Below are 22844 nucleotides of genomic sequence, written 5' to 3'. Positions count from 1 at the left end.
TCGATTTTATCGCCCTGTTATCATTTTTATAAGCAGGTGACATAGTTATTGTTTTCATCTTCATGGCAAAAAGAATGAATTTCAAGTAGTTAGTTTTCATTAAAACGAGTGATAAAATACCGTTTGAATTTTGAGTAATTAATTAGCTAGATTCGTTTGTTTTTTTTGAGCTCTTATCGCACACAATTCCGATTGTTGGACTATCTTTAAATTTGACTGTTTTATGCTTATTGGCTTTTGTCTAACCGCACTAAGTCACAGTGGGTATAGATGCAGTAAAAATTAAAATAAAGATAAGGGATGAATGGATGAAAATGCTAAAATTAGCCTTGTGCTGTGCTTTATTATTACCCTTCTCCGCATCAGCTGGTCAACAATATTATGAGGCCCGTAGCGACGCTATGGGTGGTGCTGGTGTTGCGTCTTCTAACCGAGAGGGGGCAGCGTTTATTAATCCTGCTCTGCTCGCACTACATGCCCCCAAGTTCGATGATTTTGTCCTCTTGTTACCTGTACTCGGGGCCGATGGGGCCGATAAAGATCAGATGGTCGATAAGTTCGATGCGCTGGAAATCTCATATGATGGTTTGGATGCGGCGATTACGGCGGGAGATGTGGCTGCAATAGAAGGTTTTCGCGGTGACTTGATTGATGATCTCGAATCGTTAAAAGGTAACACTGCCTATGTTAGTGCCGGGGTTGGCGCGTCTGTGGTTATCCCTAATCACAAGATACCGATGGCTGTCTTTTATAAGAGCTATATCGATGCCATAGGTGTCGCCGCTATTGAGCAATCTGATATAGATGCATTAACGGCACTCGATCCCAATAATCCACCTGAGATATCAGATCTGGATTCTCAAGGTGCTGTCATTGCTGGTGCCGTTTCTGAGTTTGGCGTGGCATTAAGTTACCCTCTTTCTATTGTTAATATGCCTGTGATGGTTGGGGTGTCGCCTAAGATTCAGCGTATAGATACTTATAATTATGTGGTGAGTGCGAATAACTTCGATTCCAGTGATTTCAATGATTCTAAGTACCGAAATGATGAGACGACATTTAATCTGGATATTGGTGTGGCCATGGAGCCAGTAGAGGGACTTGTTCTAGGGTTATCGGGCCGTAACTTAATTAGCAAAGATGTGGAAACTGTTGAAGCTCAAGGACGAAGATTTACCTATCAGGTTGAGCCCCTGTTTACCGCAGGTGTTGCCTATGATTGGGATAAGCTCACATTGACATCGGATATCGATCTTAATTCTCATAAGCGTTTCGATGAGATAGGTGGGACTCAGTACTGGCGCTTAGGTGGGGAGATGAGAGCTACGGATTGGTTGGCGCTGCGTCTGGGTTACCGACACGATATGAAGGATAATACTTCGAACATCTACTCTTTAGGTACCGGCTTTGCGATTGGGCAGGTATTTTATCTGGATTTAACTGGCATGGTTGGCAGCGATGATGCGATTGGCGGTGTACTGCAAACCTCATATCATTTTTAACAGCAACAATATGTTAAAGATAGATCGAAGCAAGTTTTAAGCTCAAAGTCAGAGATAAAATGCTGGATATAGTCAGGAGTGTGTAAATCGCGCGAGGTGGCTTGCTTGTCTTGCTGAACTCGTTTTAGCATCCAGTTTTTTTATCTCATAGAGCAGATTTGATATGAGGCATATAACTCTATGCCTCTGTACCTTGAGCTAAGACAAAGCAGAGCTAGATTCTGAAATGAATTCAGAATGATAAATGCCCAAGATTCTGTTTTACTTCCCGCTTCCAACTTACAGCTTATCGCCCTTAGCTTTTTAAAGCTCCGCTATCGATTTTATCGTCAATACCAAGGCACTCACAGAGCAGAGTAACAGGGTTATTTTTCTGGTTTTATTCTTATCGATATGGCCAACCAAGCGACCCGAGACCAGATAGGCCAATATTACACTTGGCAATAACATCAGTGACAGCCATAGGTGTTCGATAGCCAACAACCCGGTTATGGCTAAGATAACCAGTGCGATCGTAGAGCTAAAGATAAAGAAGGCTGAGAGTGCGGCTCGAAACTGGTTAGCATCTTTGCCCGAAAGCAGTATTGCCATAGGTGGCCCCCCGATGGCGGCGATGTTACCGAATATTCCAGATACGAATCCGGCGGCAAATAAACTTTTGCGATTAACCTTTAAGTTGAACTTCATCAGGCTGAGAATAACGGCTGCGGCAACGATTCCGGCTATTGCCAGCCCCAGAATGGGCTGAGGGGCAAATATCAATAAACCTGCCCCAAGAAAGCCGCCTGGAATGCGGCCGAGCAGAGCATATTGCAGCCCGTTAAATTCCAGTGCGCGACGCTCTCTGAACAGTGTAAGCAATGAGATAGAAAACCCCATAAAAATAACGGGAGCCGGCACCAGTTGAGGATCGACCAGATAGAGTAAAGGGGTCGCGACGACCGCCAGACCGAAACCGATAAGACTTTGGGTGAGGGCACCGAAGAAGATGATGATCGAGGCTAAGAGTAAGCTGGTTGGGTCGATTATTGAAAGCACTGCATCTTCTCTCGGTTAAGCTTGTGGGAAAAAGTAACGGAAAATCAATCTATCTGAAATCGTGAGCGGCGGAAACAAACAGGGATCGCATAGCGATCCCTGAAATTGACTGAATATGGGGACGGGTTACTCTACATCTTCCCACTCAATTCCCATCTCATCCATCAAGCGTTTCACCTCTGCCGGAATACTGTCAGGTTTATCTTTAGACAGATCTTCATCATTTGGCAACGGCTGACCGGTATAGGCATGCAAAAATGCTTCACACAGGAGTTCACTGTTAGTCGCGTGGCGCAGGTTATTGACCTGACGACGAGTACGCTCATCAGTCAGTACCTTCAGCACTTTCAAGGGAATTGAAACGGTAATCTTCTTTACCTGTTCATTCTTCTTGCCGTGTTCAGCATATGGGCTGATATAATCGCCATTCCACTCAGTCATTGACTCACCTGTAAATTCAAAATTCGGGGCAGATTTTAACCCTTTAATTTGTACAGTCAAATTATTGCCTCTTATTTGCGACAATTGCAAATAGATTTCTATATGTTTGGACGTCTAAATGGCTATAACTTGTTGACGATGGCGTTTACCTTAGGTACATTTAGACGTCCAGACATCTCTTTGTGTCGATTTAAATGAAGTATGATGTTCAGTAAATAGTTTTAGGAGATGTAGATGACCGAGCGTAAGTTAGCCACAATTGCAGTCCGTCAAGGGATTGAGTCTGATACTCAACATGGTGCGGTCGTACCACCAATCTACCTTTCTACTAATTACTCTTTCGACGGGCACAAGAATCCCAGAGATTTTGATTATAGTCGCTCGGGTAATCCGACCCGCTCAATTCTTGGTGATGCAATCGCCGGGCTAGAAAAGGGAGCCACGGGTGTAGTGACCTGCACCGGGATGGCCGCCATTACCCTGGTGACGAGTCTGCTAGGCCCCGATGATCTGTTGGTGGTTCCCCATGACTGCTATGGCGGTAGCTACCGTCTGTTTACCAATTTAGCGAAAAAAGGACAGTTTAAGTTGGCTGTTGTCGATCAGACCGATGAGTTAACCCTTCAAGATGCCATAGCGCAAAAGCCTAAGATGGTCTGGCTCGAGACACCTTCGAATCCATTGTTGCGCGTGGTCGATATCGAAGCTATCGCGAGAGCGAGCCATGCCGTCGATGCACTCGTGGTGGTAGACAACACGTTCCTTTCGCCTATCTTGCAGCAACCGCTGCTGCTCGGAGCGGATATCGTTATTCACTCTACGACCAAATACATCAATGGACACAGTGATGTGGTCGGCGGCGCCGTGGTGGCTAAAGACGAGGAGTTAGGGGAGTTATTGCACTGGTGGTCAAATACCTTAGGGCTGACCGGATCGGCGTTCGACAGCTATCTGACATTACGTGGTATTCGCACGCTTGCCGTCCGCATGCGAGAGCATCAAGCAAACGCCCAAAGAGTACTGGATACCTTGATATCGAGTCGTGCCGTCGAAAAAGTGTATTATCCGGGTCTTAAGGATCACCCCGGTCATGAGATTGCCGCGAAACAACAAAAAGGCTTTGGCGCTATGTTAAGTTTCGAGCTTAAGGGGGGAGAAGCCGAATTAGTGGCCTTCCTCGAGCAACTTAGCGTGTTCTCCGTCGCAGAAAGTTTAGGTGGGGTAGAGAGTTTAGTCGCGGTTCCTGCGACAATGACCCATAGAGCAATGGAGCCAGAGGCTCGAGCCGAAGCCGGGGTGAAAGATACCCTTATCCGTCTTTCTGTAGGTATTGAAGATGCAGATGATTTAGTTGCTGATATACAGGCAGGACTTGCTGCGGCATTAGCTGCCAGCTGTTAATAGGAGTTTAAAATGGCGCGTTGTCATTTGCATAAATTTGGTGGTTCCAGTCTGGCGGATGCCGATTGTTATCGCCGTGTGGCTCATATCCTTCTCACTCACGGCAATAGCGACGATCTAGTCGTAGTCTCCGCCGCAGGTAAGAGCACCAACTTTCTTTATAAGTTATTAGAGTTAAAAGATAGCGCCCAGCTGTGGCAGCAGGAACTGCAGGTGCTGATAGGCTTTCAGCAAAACCTGATCGAGCAGCTGCTTTCCAATGAACAGGCCACAAGTTTAAGAGAACGTTTGTCGATCGATAAATACCAGCTTATCAGTCTGTTTTCACAGGATGAACTGAAGGAGTACGAACGCAGCGAAGTGGTGAGCTTCGGTGAGCGCTGGTCCGCGCGCCTGCTGGCGGCCTTGCTCAGGGAGTCAGGTGTTGCTGCGAGCGATGTCGATTCCAGGACGCTATTATTGGCCGACGAAGGTGGCGTGCCGCAGATAATGCTAGTCGAGTCCCGTCAGCGAGTTCGGCAAGTACTTAATGACCATCCCAATGAAAGATTAATTATTACGGGTTTCATCTGTGCCAACAGTCGAGGAGAAACTCTGTTGCTGGGACGCAATGGGTCCGATTATAGCGCCACCCTGATCGCCAGTCTGGCCGCCATCGAGCGGGTGACCATCTGGACCGATGTCGAAGGGGTATTCAATGCCGACCCCAATAAGATCAACGATGCTAAATTGCTGAAGAGTCTCTCTCTGGATGAGGCAAACCGTCTCGCTCATCTGGGCTCTCCGGTACTGCATAATCGATCTCTGCAACCTCTTTTCGATACCGAAGTCAGCTTAGCCGTACGTTCGAGTTATGCATCCCACACCGACTTTACCCTGATTGCGCCCAAGAGTTCTTCGGCCAGTGCGCCGGTGGTGACCAATTTGGCCAGTGTGTCGCTATTTAACTTCAGAATCACCACCGAGGTCTCCAACTTAGCCGAATTATTGGCAGCGTCTGGGCTAAAACCCTTGGCTCATTGGCAGCTTGCCCATGGCCGGGTTGAGTTGGCGTTTACCCATGAGAATCAGCAGCAGGTGCGAGCTATCCTCGAATCTGAAGTCCCGGGGATATCGGATCTGCTTCTACGTGAGGATCTTGGCCTGGTCGCCCTCGTCAGCGCCGATGCCGAGCTCTATCGTCGTGGCTTTGCCCGGCTGTTGAGTCGTGATGCCAGGCCGTTATTCAATGACGGCTTGAGTCTGGTCACCTTAGTTCCCTGTGCCAATGTCAACTTACTGACTCAGAAAGTACATAGGCGCTGTGCCGGTCCGCGTAAACGCATTGGTGTGCTCTTGCTGGGTGTGGGTAATATCGGAGAGGCCTGGGTCGATCTGTTTACGCGCGCACGTACATCCCTGAATAAAGAGTTGGAAGCCAGTGTCGAACTGGTAGGCTTATTGAGTTCAAAGAAAGCCTTGTTGAAAGAGGAGGGGATAGGTTTATCCTCCTGGAAGCAAGAGTTTGAACAGCAAGCGACCCCCTGGCTGTATGATCACCTGTTTGAGCAGTTGCAAGCACTGGATTGTGATGAAATTATCGCACTGGATATCAGTGCGAGTGCCGAGCTGACACTGCAGTATCCGGAGTTTTTCGCCAGAGGCATTCATGTGGTGAGTGCGAATAAGTTGGCAGGCTCTGGCCCATTGGCTTTCTATCGTGAGCTGAAACAGCAACTGGGAAATCGCAGACTATTTTGGCGCTATAACGCCAGTTGTGGTGCGGGATTACCGGTGCAACATGCACTGAATGACCTACATAACAGCGGCGATAGTATCGAAGCTGTTGGTGGCATCTTTTCCGGAACCCTCTGTTGGTTGTTTGAACATTATGATGCCAGTAAGCCCTTTTCAGAGCTAGTCATGGAAGCTAAAAGCTTAGGTATTACCGAACCCGATCCCCGTGATGACCTTTCCGGCCGCGATATGCAGCGTAAGTTGTTAATACTGGCCCGTGAAATTGGTCATGAGATAGAGCTTGAAGATATTGAGCTTAACTCCTTAGTGCCGGCGACATTAGCCGATATTCCTCTGGAGCAATTTCTTGAGCGTATTACCGAGCTCGATAGTGAGATGCTACAGCAGTTGCAGGCCGCAGCGGAGCAGAATAAGGTGCTTCGCTATGTGGCGGGGCTGGATGTGATCGAAGGTCGGTTAAAGGCTGGAGTGGGTCTCCAGTGGGTTGACAGAGAACATGCCTACGCCAATTTGACTCCAGGCGATAATGTCTTTGTGATCCGCAGTGCCTTCTATCAGGACAATCCTCTTATTATCAGAGGACCCGGAGCCGGACGAGAAGTGACCGCGGCTGCTGTGCAGTCGGATCTGGCGCAGATCTGCAGAGACCTGGTACAGGAGTAAGAAGGTGGCTTCGCTTCGGGGGCGCTTTGCTTCGAGGGCGCTTCGCTTCTAGGACGCTTCGCTTCGAGGTCGCTTCGTTTCGAGGTCGCTTCGCTTCGGGGTCGTTCTCAATTTCACTTCGAGAGAAGAGCAAAAGCTTTTCCTCGTAGCAGCTTTGCTGCGTCCTCGCAGGGCGAAGTCCGTCCCCTAAGGTGCTTTCCAACCGTCCTCTAGCGACGAAGTCGCGTCCTCATCTCATAGCAGCTTTGCTGCGCCCTCGCAGGGCGAAGTCCGTCCCCTAAGGTGCTTTCCAACCGTCCTCTAGCGACGAAGTCGCGTCCTTCCTTTTTAAGAACTATCATATTTGTATTTAGTACTCTATTTGCTATTGACTTAAATCAGAGTTTCTCTAATATGGATGTATAGACGTCCAAACGTCTAAAAGAATTTATTTATTGAAGATAGTCGTAGAGGGAATAGAAATGGGTTTTCATCATGCACAACATGCTACATCGCTAAACCAGAGCTTAGCCGAGCTTAATGGCGATATTAACGTTTCTTTTGAGTTCTTCCCTCCTGCCACTCCAGAGATGGAAAAAATCCTCTGGAATTCCATTCGTCGCCTCGAACCGCTTAATCCTAAGTTTGTCTCTGTTACTTACGGGGCGAACTCGGGTGTGCGTGACCGTACCCATGGGGTGATTGAGCGTATTCAGAAGGAAACAGATTTAGTTGCCGCGCCGCACCTCACCTTGGTCGATGCCAGTGATGAAGAGCTCAAGGAGCTTGCTAAGCATTATTGGAATTCGGGTATCAGGGATATCGTGGCTCTGCGCGGTGACCTGCCTGAAGGCAGCCCTAAGCCAACTCGTTTCGCCAATGACTTAGTGCGATTACTGCGTTCTGTCGCCGATTTTGATATCTCCGTTGCGGCCTACCCCGAAGTGCATCCCGATGCCCTTAATGCTCAGGCTGATTTGATTAATCTGAAGAAGAAGATTGATGCCGGCGCCAACCGTGCCATCACGCAATTTTTCTTCGATGTCGAGTCCTACCTTAGATTCCGTGACCGTTGTGTTGCGGCCGGAATCGATGTAGAGATCGTTCCTGGCATCTTACCCGTGACCAACTTTAAACAGCTTAAACGCTTTGCCGGTATGACCAACGTGTCGATTCCCGGCTGGTTACATAAGCAGTTTGAAGGTTTGGATGATGACCCGACGACCCGACAGATGGTGGGGGCCAATGTGGCTATCGATATGGTTAAAGTGCTGTCTCGTGAAGGTGTAAAAGACTTCCATTTCTACACCCTGAACCGCGCCGAGCTTACTTATGCCATCTGTCATACTTTAGGTGTGCGCCCGGGGAAATAAAGTTATAAGCCGTAAGTGTAGGAGTGGCTTTAGCCGCGAAGGCTTAGAAAATTAGAGCTACGAGCTACGAGTTGAAATCTATGCCCTGCCTTATCGGTGGGGCATTTTTATTATTCGGATAAAAATCTGTTCCGGGCTCGCTTAATATAGGGGGAAGGTTTTGCCCTGAAGAGTAGTGAACTGTTCCTGGAGAGCATGGCTCGGTTCAATACAATTTATCCTTGATGAATGATAATGTGCATAAGTTGAACAGAGCCTGTTGGTTCTTTATGATGAAGTCTTGGATGTTCGAGGAAAGAGTTGAGTTGGTGAGGTTATTTATGTTTCTCAACACTTTTTAAATTTAAGGATGAATTTGATGAAGTTTTTAGTGACGGTTTTTTTGCTGTTATCTCTGTCTGCATGTCATGGGATCAGGTTAAACACCAGTATGACACCCGGTGTCGATGAGTCTTTAAGAACCTATAAAGTTCAAGAGTACTCCATTGCTGAAATTCAGCGATATAAAGCCGAATCTCTGGGTAAGGTCGTCTCCTCCTATTGCAGAACCAGACCGACCCAGCCTAAACCTAGCGAGTCATTTCTTCTTGGCGAGCTTAAGTATAAAACTCAGAGGCTGGGTGGCAATGGCGTGGTGATCATGGAGTGTGTCGATCATCGCCTCAATAACAGCTGTAACGATTATCTGGAATGCAGAGCCTTAGCCTATCGCGTCGATTTCGATAGCTTGTAGGCTGCTACCGAGAGATAGCTTATGAATATCTTAATTGTGTCAGATATATTCGGCGTTTCTGCTCATTTAGAAGCGTTAAAACAGGCCTTCTCTGATGCTGGAAACTCTTGCCGTATCGTCGACTCCTATGGTGGAGCCTAGTTGTTTTCTGATGAACCATCGGCTTATGAGGCAGAGATTTTCAAACATCTTCTCTGCAGATACGCTAATTCGTTAAACATCTCCGAATATATTCATAATGTGGGCTGTTTAGAAGATGGTTCACCTTTCGGTGTTTTTCAAGGTAGTTGGCACTCTTTGCTTAGGTATGGTGTCGCCTTGTATGATGGGGTGAATCATCCTGCGGATGAGTTTTAAACTGCCACGAAGGACAAGCATAGTCATGAGTAAAAAACTAAAGCAAGACCAAATCTGCCCTTTGTGCCAACGACAAAACGGCTGTGCCGTCATTGAGGGAAAGGAGCTCAAAGATTGCTGGTGTAATCACACCACTTTTCCATCAAAAAAAGTTGTCGAAGAGGAGGCTCTGGAGCTTAAGGGGTGCATCTGTGAGAGGTGTATAGCTAAGCTAAAAGAGGAAGCAGATTTAGGACTGAAGAGGTTAGATTGAAGCAAGGCAGTGAGAGCTACATTCCATTCTCATTCAGTCTCATCAGGTAGGTAATCAGTTTAGAACTCAATTTCGAACTATAAATACTCCCGATATGAATGTCTCCCCAAATGGTGTGGCTTTGCTAATCAGCAATGGCATCATTTTGGCTGACACCCGTTTTTTAGTCGGCTCTCCCTTGGTGTATCTAGCCAATATTTACTATGCTTGGATCGATTCTCTTGTCTGAGAGTTTAACCGGTGAATGCGAGGTGAGCTATGGGCCAAAGGATTAGGTTGACTCTGATACTTCTCATGCTTGCTTTAAGCGTAACAGGCTGCCATTTTGAGAATGGAAGAGCACAGTCTGATGGGAGATATAGTATGGAACCGGTGGAAGAGATGGCGGGGGATCTCTCTGTCGTCGCTATTTTTGCTCATCCGGATGATGAGACCTGGATATCGGGAACGTTAGCAAAATTGAGCGATCATGGCGTAAAAGTCTTTCCTGTATATGCCACTTCAGGAGATGCTGGGAGTGACCATTCAGGGCAAAACTTATCAGGAAAGGCCTTAGCCGCAGCTCGGGAAAGAGAAGCGGTTGAAGCTAGCCGGGTATTAGGATTGATGCCTCCAATATTCTTACGTTTACCTGATGGGAAATTGAAACTTTATCAGGAAAAACTGAGAAATATGTTATCCGGTATCATTCGACAGCTGGAACCATCAGTATTAATGACTTTTGTAGAGGGAGGAATCACAGGGAATAATGATCATAGAGCTATTAGTGGTCTGGTCACTGAGTCTTTTTCTCTTAATTTGATCTATTTTGCAATATCTAAGACTAAGGCAAATCAACTTTCAACTACAGCCAATGAATTTGGAATAGATTATCTGGTTGAGAAGCCTATAGAGAATGGTGCTATTAGTTTGAGGGTAGATGTTTCTGATTACGCCGACAAGAGAGTAAAAGCTATGGCTGAGTATACAACTCAGTTTCCAGTAAAAGTGATGAATGCATTCGGTAAGTATGTAGAAACTGTTTCGATTGAAGAGCTGGTAATTGTAAAAAATAACAGTGTTATTAATGTATTGCTGTGCTATTTGGAAAGCGATAAGTGCTAGTTATTGGTCCGTCGATGGAATAGGAGGGGGACCTCCTATTCCATCGACGATTATCTCTCTGTAAATAACTTAGGTTTATGGTCGCCACTTTATGGTTTCTAGCCCCCAATTACTTAGCAACACATCTCTGATCCGCTCACGATCTGATTCAGTACTACATCCCCAGAGTTTGGAGCAGGTTCTTCCCGCAATTTTTGAACCTGTGCCAGATGATGTATCAGGTATAGATTTGTTTAACCTAGCAATCTCAGAATCGAAATATTCTGTATATTCAGGTGCCGTGATGACTATTGTTTCCATTTCATTAATAGGAGGATTAGAGCCGGCAGCTAGTGTGGCCTTAAAATCAGATTCAATTAAGCCGAATAACTCAGTCAGTTCCAAAGATGCTGTTTTAGGTGAGTTTTTTAATCTATTTGAAAACTTAATGGTCTCGTGGTTATTCAGTTTGTAAGCTGCAGATAACCATCTGTCAGCTTGCGGTATATCCTGAGGAATGAATCTACCATCGAGGTAGATCTTTCCAAGTACGAAGCATGCTGGTGAAAAATCATATTTAGTGGCTTTTTTTATAAGACTCACTCCTTTCTCTACATCTTGGAAATCTGAATCCTGCAAGTAGAGTACGCCTGCTTTATATTGCGCAGAAGTTATGCCAAATTTTGCTGCTCTTCTAAACCATTTTAGTGCTTGTTCGGTATTTTTTTCAGTACCATAACCTGCGTAGTATAACTCTCCAAGAGTCGCCATAGCTTCAGAATGCCCCCTTCGGGTAAGTATTCTATAGGCTGTGAAATATTCTTTGCACTCAGCCGTGTCACAAGCTTGTAAGTGGTTCGATGCTCTGGCTGTACCAGGAGTATAGCTTGCGATGACAAATACAATTATTGCCATCCAATAGATGAATCCTTTCATTTTTAACCCTTATTTATAGAAACATTTTTGTAACATGTAATGTTTTAACAGTTATTTAATTTGATTACAAATCGAACTAATATCATGGTGTGCAAAGTTGGGGGCAAATATGTTTATGATTCATTGCGCTGGATAGAAGGGGATTCGAGGAATTGACTTTGCACTTTAAAAGGGACCGTGACATTGTATTGCATCATGCTATTTCGTTTGAATTCAGGCTTTTAGCAAGCGTTTAGCGGCTTCTAGGATGGTCATTAACTAATACTTAGTAAATGGTATGCCCTCGGGGAGTGAGTGATGATATTAAGCGAAGTGAAGCATAATCAGTCGATAAAATTAAACTTATCTATTATGGCCGCAGTAATACTGCTCACAGCATGTGGAGGCTCTGATCGTGATTTTTGAAGTGACTGCTGTGGAGCGGATACTACACCCGATACACCGGCATCAAATACTGCACCGGTGGCTAATGCTGGTGCAGATATAACCTTTGCAGTAGATAGTCAATCGCTGATTGACTCTTAATGGCACAGTAAGGGCGTGGTTTTTTAGTTTGATATTATGATTTATTACTCTGGATGATCATCTTGTGGTTGATATAGCCAGCGAGACTCCGGTCGTAGAGCTATCTCCGTCTTTGCTTTTCACTTGTATTTGTTAATCCTGCTTAAAGACCTTGCAAAGTTGTGACAAAGGCAGAAAGGCTCAATACAGAGAATTGATTGAGATACAAAACATTAAGATAGATACACAAAGATATTTTCAGAGTATTAGGTCTGAAACTTAGCGTTCTACGAGTTTTGGAGACTCTTTTTTATGAAAATTCGTCTCTATTTGAGAACTGTTTCTAATATGAAAGTTCGACTTTTTTTTCTGTGCATAGTTGATGCTCAAGCCAATTCAATGCTTTTTGGGTTCCAATGTTAGCTCCCGAGAAAAGTTGGATATTGAGCTGATCAACCTGTCTCATTTCCGCGAATTGTGGGGGGAGCTTGGCATCGGATTCATCATAAAAAACCACCGCCGTTGCCTTTAGGTTTTCTTGTGATCCCATACATAGAAGTGTTTCATAGGAATAGCTGTAATTATTTTGTTTATCAATAAGTAAGGCGAAGTCGTGATTGAATATTGTACTCATATATTCATCGAACTCTCCTAGCATCTCGAGTGTGACCTCGACATTCGGCTCTATGGTTATCTGTGCAATGTTATTGGTTAAAAGTTCGACCGAACAGCCAAAACTGAACTTATGCATAATATCTTCCTGTTAGTTATTTTAATTATTTTAGCGCCCTTTAAACGTAGAACAGGTTTAGTGAAGCTGCAAAAAATAAGAATCAATTGGTCGTTTTAAAATGACGTTAGCATGAGAATACAAAAACGGGTGATAATTTTCAACAGGAATTGAGTTCAGTATGTCTTTATATTCAGTGGTTTAGTTGATTGGTGTCGATCTCAATAAATTACAGCCAAGCTATTCAGGTATTCGTCCTAAGTTACAGGGGCCTGGAGATAGTTTTAGGGATTTTCAGATCCAGGGAGAAGTCGAGCATGGTTTTAGCGGACTCGTAAATCTATATGGTATAGAGTCTTCGGGACTCACGGCCAGCCTTGCTATTGCCCGGTATGTGGCGGATAAGCTCACCATCGACTGAGCGTCAGTCTGGCTAGCTTTGCGTATCTTATAGATATTTAGATTTACGATTTTTTCAAATTAGAAACATCATAATGTACTAAATTTAGGAGTATCAGGATAAAACTGAAATTTCTTACGGACAAGATATTGATGGCTTATTTACGACTAGTTTGAGGTTTTGCATGCGTAATATCAGTATCGATTTGTATAAGTTGATAAGTTCCAGCTTACTCTTTTTGCTGTTTTCGACATTAGTCACGGTTGGTTTTGTTGTTGTCCTAACCGGAAGCGTTAACCGCCTTTTTCAATTAGATGTTCACCTGTCCGGAATCGAGATGGCTCTCTCTGTGGTCATGTTTGTTAGCCTTCCCTTTCTTGTTGGACGATTCTGCTACTACTTCTATCTTATGGTAAAGAGAGGCCGAAGAGAGGGGGTTCAGATATTTTGTTATAAAAACTTATTTAATCCGTTCAATTTCCTGCTGTTTCCAAGTTTACTTAATGCCTATGGTCAAGAGTCCAGAAGGCGTTGTTTCGTGTCTGTCATCTTATTATTCTGCATCTATGCTTTAGTCTTCTTTGTAGGAAGTAAACAATGATTTTGCTTGTGCTTGTATCGCCTTAGATTGGGCAAACAGCTTATCCATGATCTGCTTGAGTTGGTCATGCTCATCTTCACTGAGAACGGATAACAGTGCCTGCTCTCTTGCTAAAACCATCGGGGCTAACTCCCGATGCACTCTGAGTCCTTGGACTGTTAATTTTAATAAAGATGAGCGTTTATCACTCCTGTCTTCGACTTTTACGATTAACGCTTTGTTTATCATTTTGGCAAGGGCGCGACTGGTTTGCATTTTTTCCAAGTTGATCAGTTGACCTATATGTTTAGCCGAGAGTGCCTGACCCGTGCCAAGCACGGCGAGTATTCGCCATTCATGTCGTGTTAGATCGAAGTGACCCGTGTAGATCTCAGCAATATTATCGCTCACACTCGATTGCAGTTGTGTTAGCTGATAGGGAAAGAAGAGATCCATATCCAAACTGACTTCGAGGCTCTGACGAGGCTCTATGCTGTCTACAGCCATAAAAAGGGTCATCCTATAATGAGTTAAGCTCTCGATTATACCCAAACAGACATTAGATGCGACTTCATTCAATGGTTTATATCTTGTTGAAGATTCTCGATTTGACATACGTTGAGGATATATTGACCTACATGGCGAACAGGAGTACAGTTGGTAACACTTGTTACTATATTTGTTGGGGATTAGATTCGGTATGATTAATATTGAGCAGATACATCATGTGGCTTATCGCTGTAACGATGCTAAAGAGACGGTCGAGTTCTATAAAGATAAACTCAATATGGAGTTTCTGGTTGCCATTGCCGAAGATAAAGTGCCCTCAACACAAGAGCCCGATCCTTATATGCACCTGTTTCTGGATGCGGGCAATGGCAATATTCTAGCCTTTTTCGAACTTCCCAACTCTCCGAAGATGGATCGCGACAGAAACACACCCGAGTGGGTGCAACACATTGCGTTCAGGGTAAAAGATCGAGATGCCCTGGTAGAGGCTAAAGCCGAGTTGGAGACGAAGGGCGTAGATGTGCTGGGTATTACGAAACACGGCATCATAGAATCGATCTACTTCTTCGATCCCAGCGGTCATAGATTAGAGCTTACCTGTGTTACCGGCACGCCGGGGCAATTTGCAGAGTTGAAGAAGGTGGGACCAGCCATGTTGGAGGAGTGGTCAAGAACTAAGAAAGCGCCTAAACATGCAGCCTGGTTACATGAAGAGCAGTTCAATGGTAAGTAACGCATGATTGAAAGTGGCGCTGCCAATAGCAGCACTTATAAATAGATTACTCATAAACAAAACACCATCGCGGTACTGAGCGCTAATGGCCTCTCTGTGATGACGTGTTGTAGTTGATTGTGACATTTTTCAACGAGATATTTTCGTTTGAATAAGCTCTGTCTAAGTCGGCAGAGTATTCTTCCAGGCTCATCTTCAATGTTTGCCAGTTGCAAACTCAGCTTGTGATAATAAAGAATCAACTTCCGCTTAAAGGTTAATTTCTGTGTCGGGTCACTTAACAGACTTCGATAGTAATAAGATAGCTTTCGTCGTTCCCGAATGAGTTCGGGGAAAGCCTCTGTATCGAGTCTATTATCGATAAAGTCGAGTACCACTTTTTTCAGTAGCCCCATATCCTGCAGTGCTCTGGGGATTCTATGACCCACACCGGGTAACTTTAACCTGTTGATGACATTAGAATAACGCTCTACATGCAGGCGATCTGCTTTGAATAGTGGATCATAAATGATCGTTAAAGGAATACTACAAATTGCGGCATCTTTATTTAACGTAGAAAGGGACGAATTTTGACTGGCTTTTTGTACCTTTGGATCCCAAGGGGTGACTCGCTTGTCATAAGTGCTTAAGGGCATCAAGAGTAAAGCCCTGTCCAATTTTAAACTGTTAGCATAAAGAGAGGTGGCAAACCCTCCACGGCTTACCCCATATCCTATTCTCTCTGGAAATACACCTAACTCATCTCCCAGCTCTTCGAGGAAGTCTTCGAATTCACGGGACTGGTAATAGTTGTTCTCGCCTATATGAACAAATGAGATGGTATTAATTTTCTTTTTACTGAGAAAGTCGAAACCCCAAAGTGGCTTGTTTTCATCCATGCTTTTCTCATCTATGGCCTCACAACCCGGTGCAAAGGTAACAACGACAGGTTTCGAGGTGTCAATAATGAGGTACTGCATCATCATATCGCCGATACGCTGACGAATGTCTTGATTAAATTTCAGCATAGTTTGCAGTCTGAGAGATGTAAGGGGGGATTTTATTAATCTTGCTAAGCAATATCGCGTTTAGGGTGGGAGGAGTGTGAGCTGGACCTTGTAACAAATTGTACGGGTTATCAGTGTGCTACGTTAATGTTCAAGCTGTTTTTAATCGGTCTACTATATGTGTGATAACAGTTTCGATTGCGTATACAGATGTATATGCGAGGTAGTGGAAGAATGAGCAATTCCTGTTTTAAAGGTATAAAAAAAGGAGCCTCAGGCTCCTTTTTTTTACTCTGTCACTTCGTTAAAAGTGTACCGATAATTGATTACTCACCATCTTTCGATGGGTTACCTTTACGGTGTGGCTTTCTGTCACCCGATGGGCGACGGTCGCCAGAAGGCTTGCGTGGACGACGTGCTGGACGGCTATCGCCACCTGTAGGAATATCAGCACCTGCGGCATCACGGATATTAAGAGGTTTACCACAAACACGTACTTTCTTAAGGTGCTCTAGTACGTCTTTTGGCATTCCGTCAGGCAAGTCGATAGCAGTAACTTGATCAAACAATTGGATCTGACCGATGTAACGGCTGTCGATGTTTGCTTCGTTAGCAACGGCACCTACGATGTTACCTACGCCAACGCCATGCTCACGACCTACATCGATGATGTAACGGCACATCTTAACGTCTGGATTATCCTTCAATGAATCCGCTGCACCGAGGTTTGCTGGTGTTGGACGAGACTCACGACGTGGACGATCACCGCGCTCACTACGTTCACGCGAGCCGCGTTCGTTACGATCACGAGAGTTACGGTCATCACGGCTATCACGTTGACGTTCATGAATCGATGGTAACTGCAGTGGACGGTCTTTTTGTACTTGCTGCAGTAGTGCTGCGGCAAGAATGTCTGTATCGACTTCTAGTTGCTGACAAAGTTGAGCAACGGCGCCCTTCATGAAATCTAAAGAGTCTTTGGCGATAATCTCAGAAACTTGCTCACCTAGGCGAGAAAGACGACGCTCGGTCACAGTCTCTGGGCTAGGGACATCCATTGGTGAGATACGGCTCTTAGTCGCACGTTCGATAGTGCGTAGCATACGCATCTCTCTGTGTGTAACGAAAAGAATTGCCATACCAGTACGACCAGCACGACCTGTACGGCCGATACGGTGAACGTAAGCTTCGGTATCATATGGGATATCGTAGTTTACTACGTGCCCGATACGCTCAACATCGAGACCACGTGCCGCGACATCAGTTGCAATGATGATATCTAGCGTGCCACGCTTAAGTTGGTCAACGGCACGTTCACGTGCTTGTTGGTTCATATCACCGTGTAGTGGTGATGAAGCGTAACCGCGAGCTTCTAACTTCTCGGCTAGCTCAACACAACTGTTACGAGTACGAACGAAGATGATAATACCTTCGGTCTTCTCAACTTCTAAAACACGGACGAGTGCTTCAAGTTTGTTGTGTTGTGAAACTTGTACAAAACGCTGCTCAATAGTTTCAACAGTGGCAGTTGTCGCAGCAATCTTAACGTGTACAGGCTCAGACAGATACTTGTTAGCTACACGCTTAATCTGCTCAGGCATAGTTGCCGAGAATAGCGCAAGTTGACGTTGCTTAGGTGTATGCTCAAGGATCCATTCGATATCATCGATGAAGCCCATTTTTAGCATCTCATCGGCTTCGTCAAGTACCATCGCTTTCAGTGACTCTAACTTAAGAGTGCCACGGCGCATATGATCCATAACACGGCCTGGAGTACCTACAATGATTTGTGGTCCACGACGCAAAGCATTTAACTGCTGATGCATACTCTGTCCGCCGTAAATCGGCAGAACGTGTAGACCCTTCATAAATTTTGCGTAGCTACCAAAAGCTTCTGCGACCTGCACTGCAAGTTCACGTGTTGGTGCAAGTACCAAAATTTGTGGAGCATGAGTATTTGGGTCGATGCTGTTTAGTAGAGGCAGTGCGAAAGCACCAGTTTTACCTGTACCGGTTTGCGCCTGACCTAAAATATCTTTTCCGGCCATGAGAGGATCGATACTCGCAGCCTGAATAGGAGTTGGTTTTTCGTAGCCGAGCTCGTCAAGAGCACGCAACAAAGGCTCGGCAAGACCGAGTTCGCGGAAAGTTTTTTCACTGGATGACATGGGTTGTAGCCTTGTGGAATAGCAAGCACAATAAATGTACTTGGGTTTATAGACAGAAAATCAACCCCGTGTCGACTTCCCGCACCGAAAATTTATCAGTAAGCCAGTTATTATAGCAGGGTGCAATTGGTATTACCAATTAACATCGGTGGTTTTCGCCGGTAACCAGCTGAAATCATTAAAAACAACTTTGTTATTAGCGTGTTAGCTCGCTAAAAAAATAATTGTTTATTGAGATTGTGGCGTGTTTTGTAGTAGTAAACTGTTAATTATCAGCAGTTGATAGGCTGATTCAGTCACAGCGGCCAGAAATTTAAGATCTATTTTTTCTGTCGTGTCTGTGGGGGCGTGGTAGTCCCTATGTGGGGGCACTCCAAAGTAAAGCCAGGGGATCCCGGCTTTATGTAAAGGGTAATGATCCGACGCCCTGAGCCAATCGACACGCTTTAGCTCCCGCCCAAGTGCTCCGGGGTGGTTAGCCTTGATACATAAGCTGTTTTCTGCGGTGATCCGTTGTCGGATCTGGTTGAAATTTTTAAAGCCTCTCTTACCTTCAAGGTAAATAGCATAGGGTCTACCCGGCCTGCCGATCATATCCAAATTTATTGCCAACTCTATCTGTTCACTAGTGGGAATCGAAGCTGGATTATTCAAGCGTTCAACCAGTGCATAACCTCCGAAGAGTCCCTGTTCCTCGGCATCTGTCGCCACAAACATCAAGTTTGCTCTTTCTGTATTATCTTGAGTGGCGGCGCTTTGAGCTGCGATTTGCAGCATCGCGGCCACTCCAGACGCATTATCATCGGCTCCCGGATGGACTTTGCCTGCTTTTTTTCCTAAATGATCATAATGGGCAATGACGATCCGCCATCGACTGCTTGGTGTGGGAGATTTCAGAACCCCGACTAAGTTGATCCCCTGACGTTGACTGAATTGGTAGTCGTAGGTAAAGGGGATTGCATAATCGACAACATCATCAGATTCGGACGAGGGTAACCAAGGAGTGAGCCCTATCTGTGCAAATCGCTGGGAGATAAACTCTCGACTCAGTTTGGCGCCCCGAGTCCCGGTTTTACGTCCTTGAAGTGCCGGAGAGGTGAGTTGGTTAATATCACTTTTCAGATCAGTGGTGTTGGCCCAGTCGGATGTCACTCTTGCCCTGCATGAGGGAGACGTGTCGGTAGTGCAGCCGGAAATTAAGGTGATAAGAGTGATGACCGATAGGATGTGTGCAATTATCCCTACCTTGTTTAAGCCATGCTCTTGGACGGCAGCCGGACATCTCTTTGACACAATCACCTCAACTCATTAAAAGGCCATACAGACAAGCTAGCAGTAGATGTGAGGGAATGATAGGTGAGAATGACTCCGGCAGAGCATGCCGGAGTCCGGTTTAATTAAAACTGAGCAAATCTCTCTACTTTTCTAACAGGGGTTTAAGGAATCGGGCCGTGTGAGACGCTTCATGTTCCGCTACCTGCTCTGGCGTACCTGTTACCAGAATGGTTCCGCCTCCCGAGCCTCCTTCAGGACCTAAATCGATGATCCAGTCGGCTGTCTTGATGACATCTAAGTTATGCTCGATGACCACGATAGTGTTGCCATGTGCTTTGAGTCTATGTAGAACGTCTAATAACAGCTGAATATCGGCGAAGTGCAACCCTGTCGTCGGTTCATCGAGAATATAGAGGGTCTGGCCGGTATCACGCTTGGAAAGCTCCTTAGCCAATTTGACTCGCTGAGCCTCACCGCCGGATAAGGTGGTCGCACTCTGTCCAAGGCTAATATAAGAGAGGCCGACTTCGATCAGGGTCTGCAGTTTACGAGCGATGGCTGGAACGGCATCGAAGAAGGGACGTGCTTCTTCGACGGTCATATCCAGCACCTCGTGGATACTCTTACCCTTGTATTTAACCTCTAAGGTTTCGCGGTTATACCGCTTACTCTTACAGCTGTCACAGGGTACATAGACATCAGGCAGGAAGTGCATCTCAACTTTAATGAGTCCATCACCCTGACAGGCTTCACAGCGTCCGCCTTTCACATTGAAAGAGAAACGACCTGGCTTGTAGCCACGGGTCCGAGATTCCTGAGTCGCCGCAAACAGCTCCCTTATCGGTGTGAAGATACCTGTATAGGTCGCAGGGTTCGATCTAGGGGTTCGGCCAATGGGACTCTGGTCAATATCGACCACCTTATCGCAATGATCCATCCCTTCGATACTTTTGTATGGCGCGGGCTCATCGACGGTTGCGCCGTTGAGTTGTCGGTGAGCAATCTTGTAAAAAGTATCGTTAATCAGTGTCGACTTTCCGGAGCCCGATACGCCCGTGACACAAGTGAACAAACCCACAGGGATCGTGAGATCGACATCTTTGAGGTTATTACCGCTAGCTCCAAACAGCTCGATAAGCTTATCGCCATTGTAGGCCACACGCTCTTCGGTGATGTGGATCTGTTTCTTGCCTGAGAGATATTGGCCGGTAATAGACTCTTCACAGTTGAGAATATCTTCTAACGTACCATCACTGATAACTTCACCACCGTGGACGCCTGCACCCGGACCGATATCAATAACATGATCGGCCATTTTTATGGCGTCTTCATCGTGTTCGACGACTATGACGGTATTTCCCAGATCCCTGAGATGGATGAGAGTTTGTAGCAGGCGTTCATTGTCACGTTGATGAAGGCCAATCGAGGGTTCATCGAGCACATACATCACACCGACCAGCCCCGCACCAATCTGGCTTGCGAGTCTGATACGTTGTGCCTCACCGCCTGAAAGAGTATCGGCCGAACGTGACAGGCTAAGGTAGTTCAGGCCGACGTTAACGAGGAAGCCTAATCTGTCGCGAACCTCTTTAAGGATCTTATCGGCGATCTGTGCCCTTTGGCCTGTGAGCTCTAGGTTTGAGAAATAGTCCATCGCTTCACCAATTGACCATTGGGTCAACATGGGAAGGTTCAGATCATTGATAAAGACATTTCTCGCCTCTTCACGCAGACGTGAACCGCCGCAGCTCTGACAAGACTGGGTGTTAATAAACTTAGCCAACTCTTCACGGACCGCATTAGACTCAGTTTCACGGTAACGTCTGTCCATGTTATTGAGAATGCCTTCGAAAGGATGGTTACGGACAACCACATCCCCACGGTCATTAATATATTTAAAGGCAATACTCTCGGTACCTGAACCATAGAGCACCAACTTTGTAACTTCTGCACTGAGCTCTTGAAATGGCTTTTCAATATCGAATTTATAATGTTCGGCCAGGGAGGTGAGCATCTGGAAGTAATAAAAGTTGCGTCTATCCCAGCCTCGAATCGCACCACCAGCCAATGAAAGTTCAGAGTTCATGATCACACGTTCAGAATCAAAAAACTGCTGTACGCCTAATCCGTCACAGGTGCCACAGGCTCCGGCCGGATTATTGAAGGAAAATATTCTCGGCTCGAGTTCAGCCATCGAGTAACCACAGTGAGGACAGGCAAAATTGGCGGAGAACAAGAGCTCTTCGCTCTGGGCTGGCTTGTCACTATCCATATTCGCGACGGTGACAATACCGCCGGAAAGTTCGAGGGCAGTCTCGAACGACTCGGCGAGCCTTTGCTTGATCTCTTCACGAACCTTAAATCGATCGACGACCACCTCGATGGTGTGCTTTACATGGAGTTCAAGCTCTGGCGGATCGGTGAGATCGCAGACCTCTCCATCGATGCGGGCGCGAATAAATCCTTGGGCAGAGAGACTGTCCAGCAGTTTTACATGTTCGCCTTTACGGTTATTGACCACAGGAGCCAGCAGCATCTGGCGACTGCCTTCGGGTAACTCAATGACTTTATCGACCATCTGGCTGATGGTTTGCGCCGCCAATGGTTGGCCATGAGTAGGACAGCGTGGCTCACCTACGCGTGCAAAGAGCAAACGCAGATAATCGTAGATCTCTGTGATGGTTCCCACTGTCGAACGTGGGTTATGAGACGTCGATTTTTGCTCGATCGATATGGCCGGACTTAAGCCTTCGATATGGTCGACATCGGGCTTCTCCATTAAGCTTAAAAATTGGCGCGCATAAGCCGATAGTGATTCGACGTAACGTCTCTGGCCTTCGGCATAGAGAGTATCGAATGCCAGAGACGATTTTCCCGATCCCGATAGGCCGGTAATTACGATTAACTTGTCTCTGGGAATTGTCAGGTTGATGTTTTTTAGATTGTGGGTGCGGGCGCCACGTACTTCAATCTTGTCCATCTTTCTCTCTGTATGCCGAATAAAAAAGAGATCGATTATCGCATAAAAATTGACTCAGGTCTCACTTATCAGCTTCCGTAATTATGTATTCATTTGAGCCTGTTCAGAGCTGTGAAGCAGAGTTTATAAGAGAAGCGGCCTGTTCGGCTAACCAGACCCCCCCCCCTTTTACCTGCCTATAGAATGCCTCTTTTATTATTTTCCTTTTGGGCTATTGAAATAATTTGTGATAAATACCAATTCCTATAAGTAGCTAGCCATTCAGCGGGAGTTCAAAGTTCTGTAGGCAAGACAGGCACTTGAAGCTAATAGTTATTCTATATCGAAAGTGTCTAACGAAGCCTGCGGTGCTTTGAAACCCGCCCTAAGGGAGACTCGCAGGCATTCTACTTCAGCGTTGCATTGACTCAAAAGGGAATAACCATTTTCGCATCAATGCGTCTTGAATTAAAAAGCCTGAGAGCCTCTGAACTGGTTACATA

General features: G+C 45.8%; 20 protein-coding genes. 11 read left to right on the top strand and 9 right to left on the bottom strand.

The window, feature by feature from the left end; genetic code table 11:
- The first annotated feature begins 308 nt into the window (after positions 1-308).
- On the top strand, positions 309-1502 hold the full coding sequence (locus EKG38_RS17055) for a conjugal transfer protein TraF (RefSeq protein WP_126521426.1): 1194 nt from the start codon (positions 309-311) through the stop codon (positions 1500-1502).
- 303 nt (positions 1503-1805) lie between these two features.
- Here the strand turns inward: EKG38_RS17055 and EKG38_RS17050 are convergent, their stop codons facing one another.
- On the bottom strand, positions 1806-2540 hold the full coding sequence (locus tag EKG38_RS17050; RefSeq protein ID WP_126521425.1) for a sulfite exporter TauE/SafE family protein: 735 nt from the start codon (positions 2538-2540) through the stop codon (positions 1806-1808).
- Between the two features lie 126 nt (positions 2541-2666).
- Positions 2667-2981, bottom strand: coding sequence for a met regulon transcriptional regulator MetJ (gene metJ / locus EKG38_RS17045; RefSeq protein WP_012144376.1), 315 nt, complete (start codon positions 2979-2981; stop codon positions 2667-2669).
- 234 nt (positions 2982-3215) lie between these two features.
- Here metJ and metB point away from each other — a divergent pair, with 234 nt between their 5' ends.
- The 7 genes from metB to EKG38_RS17010 all read left to right on the top strand — a co-directional run bounded on the left by metB (position 3216) and on the right by EKG38_RS17010 (position 10581).
- A complete protein-coding gene (gene metB / locus EKG38_RS17040; RefSeq protein WP_126521424.1) occupies positions 3216-4382 on the top strand; it encodes a cystathionine gamma-synthase in 1167 nt (388 codons plus the stop codon).
- Between the two features lie 12 nt (positions 4383-4394).
- On the top strand, positions 4395-6782 hold the full coding sequence (locus tag EKG38_RS17035) for a bifunctional aspartate kinase/homoserine dehydrogenase II (protein WP_126521423.1): 2388 nt from the start codon (positions 4395-4397) through the stop codon (positions 6780-6782).
- Positions 6783-7243: 461 nt separating this feature from the next.
- Positions 7244-8134, top strand: a complete 891-nt coding sequence (gene metF / locus EKG38_RS17030) for a methylenetetrahydrofolate reductase (protein ID WP_012144373.1) — start codon at positions 7244-7246, stop codon at positions 8132-8134.
- A 358-nt stretch (positions 8135-8492) separates the two neighbouring features.
- Complete coding sequence (locus tag EKG38_RS17025) at positions 8493-8867, top strand: hypothetical protein (protein ID WP_246033204.1); 375 nt, start codon at positions 8493-8495, stop codon at positions 8865-8867.
- Positions 8868-9008: 141 nt separating this feature from the next.
- Positions 9009-9224, top strand: coding sequence for a hypothetical protein (locus tag EKG38_RS17020; protein WP_126521421.1), 216 nt, complete (start codon positions 9009-9011; stop codon positions 9222-9224).
- A gap of 25 nt (positions 9225-9249) precedes the next feature.
- Positions 9250-9477 carry a cysteine-rich CWC family protein gene (locus EKG38_RS17015; RefSeq protein WP_126521420.1) on the top strand — a complete coding sequence of 76 codons (228 nt, stop codon included), beginning with the start codon at positions 9250-9252 and terminating at the stop codon, positions 9475-9477.
- Between the two features lie 363 nt (positions 9478-9840).
- Positions 9841-10581 (top strand): PIG-L deacetylase family protein, encoded by a 741-nt coding sequence (locus EKG38_RS17010; protein WP_246033203.1) that lies wholly within the window; start codon positions 9841-9843, stop codon positions 10579-10581.
- Positions 10582-10656: 75 nt separating this feature from the next.
- Here EKG38_RS17010 and EKG38_RS17005 read toward each other — a convergent pair whose 3' ends face one another.
- Entirely contained in the window at positions 10657-11496 is an 840-nt protein-coding gene (locus tag EKG38_RS17005; protein ID WP_126521418.1) for a tetratricopeptide repeat protein, read from the bottom strand.
- An 847-nt stretch (positions 11497-12343) separates the two neighbouring features.
- The gene (locus tag EKG38_RS17000; RefSeq protein ID WP_126521417.1) at positions 12344-12751 is read right to left on the bottom strand and encodes a hypothetical protein; all 408 of its coding nucleotides are present in this window, start codon (positions 12749-12751) and stop codon (positions 12344-12346) included.
- Between the two features lie 184 nt (positions 12752-12935).
- On the opposite strand from EKG38_RS17000, the gene EKG38_RS16995 reads away from it, so the two are divergent.
- Both EKG38_RS16995 and EKG38_RS16990 read left to right on the top strand, forming a co-directional pair.
- Positions 12936-13151 carry an FAD-dependent oxidoreductase gene (locus tag EKG38_RS16995; protein ID WP_126521416.1) on the top strand — a complete coding sequence of 72 codons (216 nt, stop codon included), beginning with the start codon at positions 12936-12938 and terminating at the stop codon, positions 13149-13151.
- 163 nt (positions 13152-13314) lie between these two features.
- The gene (locus EKG38_RS16990) at positions 13315-13731 is read left to right on the top strand and encodes a hypothetical protein (protein WP_246033202.1); all 417 of its coding nucleotides are present in this window, start codon (positions 13315-13317) and stop codon (positions 13729-13731) included.
- Here EKG38_RS16990 and EKG38_RS16985 read toward each other — a convergent pair.
- Entirely contained in the window at positions 13702-14217 is a 516-nt protein-coding gene (locus tag EKG38_RS16985; protein ID WP_126521414.1) for a MarR family winged helix-turn-helix transcriptional regulator, read from the bottom strand. The genes EKG38_RS16990 and EKG38_RS16985 overlap by 30 nt on opposite strands.
- A 193-nt stretch (positions 14218-14410) precedes the next feature.
- Between EKG38_RS16985 and EKG38_RS16980 the strand changes: the two genes are divergently transcribed.
- Positions 14411-14953 carry a VOC family protein gene (locus tag EKG38_RS16980; protein WP_126521413.1) on the top strand — a complete coding sequence of 181 codons (543 nt, stop codon included), beginning with the start codon at positions 14411-14413 and terminating at the stop codon, positions 14951-14953.
- A 50-nt stretch (positions 14954-15003) separates the two neighbouring features.
- Here EKG38_RS16980 and EKG38_RS16975 read toward each other — a convergent pair whose 3' ends face one another.
- From EKG38_RS16975 to uvrA, 4 genes are all read right to left on the bottom strand, one after another.
- Positions 15004-15960 (bottom strand): hypothetical protein, encoded by a 957-nt coding sequence (locus EKG38_RS16975; RefSeq protein ID WP_126521412.1) that lies wholly within the window; start codon positions 15958-15960, stop codon positions 15004-15006.
- Positions 15961-16265: 305 nt separating this feature from the next.
- On the bottom strand, positions 16266-18107 hold the full coding sequence (locus EKG38_RS16970; protein ID WP_126521411.1) for a DEAD/DEAH box helicase: 1842 nt from the start codon (positions 18105-18107) through the stop codon (positions 16266-16268).
- Positions 18108-18335: 228 nt separating this feature from the next.
- On the bottom strand, positions 18336-19400 hold the full coding sequence (locus tag EKG38_RS16965) for a M28 family peptidase (protein ID WP_126521410.1): 1065 nt from the start codon (positions 19398-19400) through the stop codon (positions 18336-18338).
- 124 nt (positions 19401-19524) lie between these two features.
- Entirely contained in the window at positions 19525-22362 is a 2838-nt protein-coding gene (uvrA, locus tag EKG38_RS16960; RefSeq protein ID WP_126521409.1) for an excinuclease ABC subunit UvrA, read from the bottom strand.
- Positions 22363-22844: the final 482 nt, after the last annotated feature.

This window comes from Shewanella canadensis, assembly GCF_003966225.1.
In the GTDB taxonomy this organism is placed as follows: domain Bacteria; phylum Pseudomonadota; class Gammaproteobacteria; order Enterobacterales; family Shewanellaceae; genus Shewanella; species Shewanella canadensis.
The sequence above is the reverse complement of the archived record's forward strand: the minus strand, read 5'-3'. Positions and strand labels throughout refer to the sequence as shown.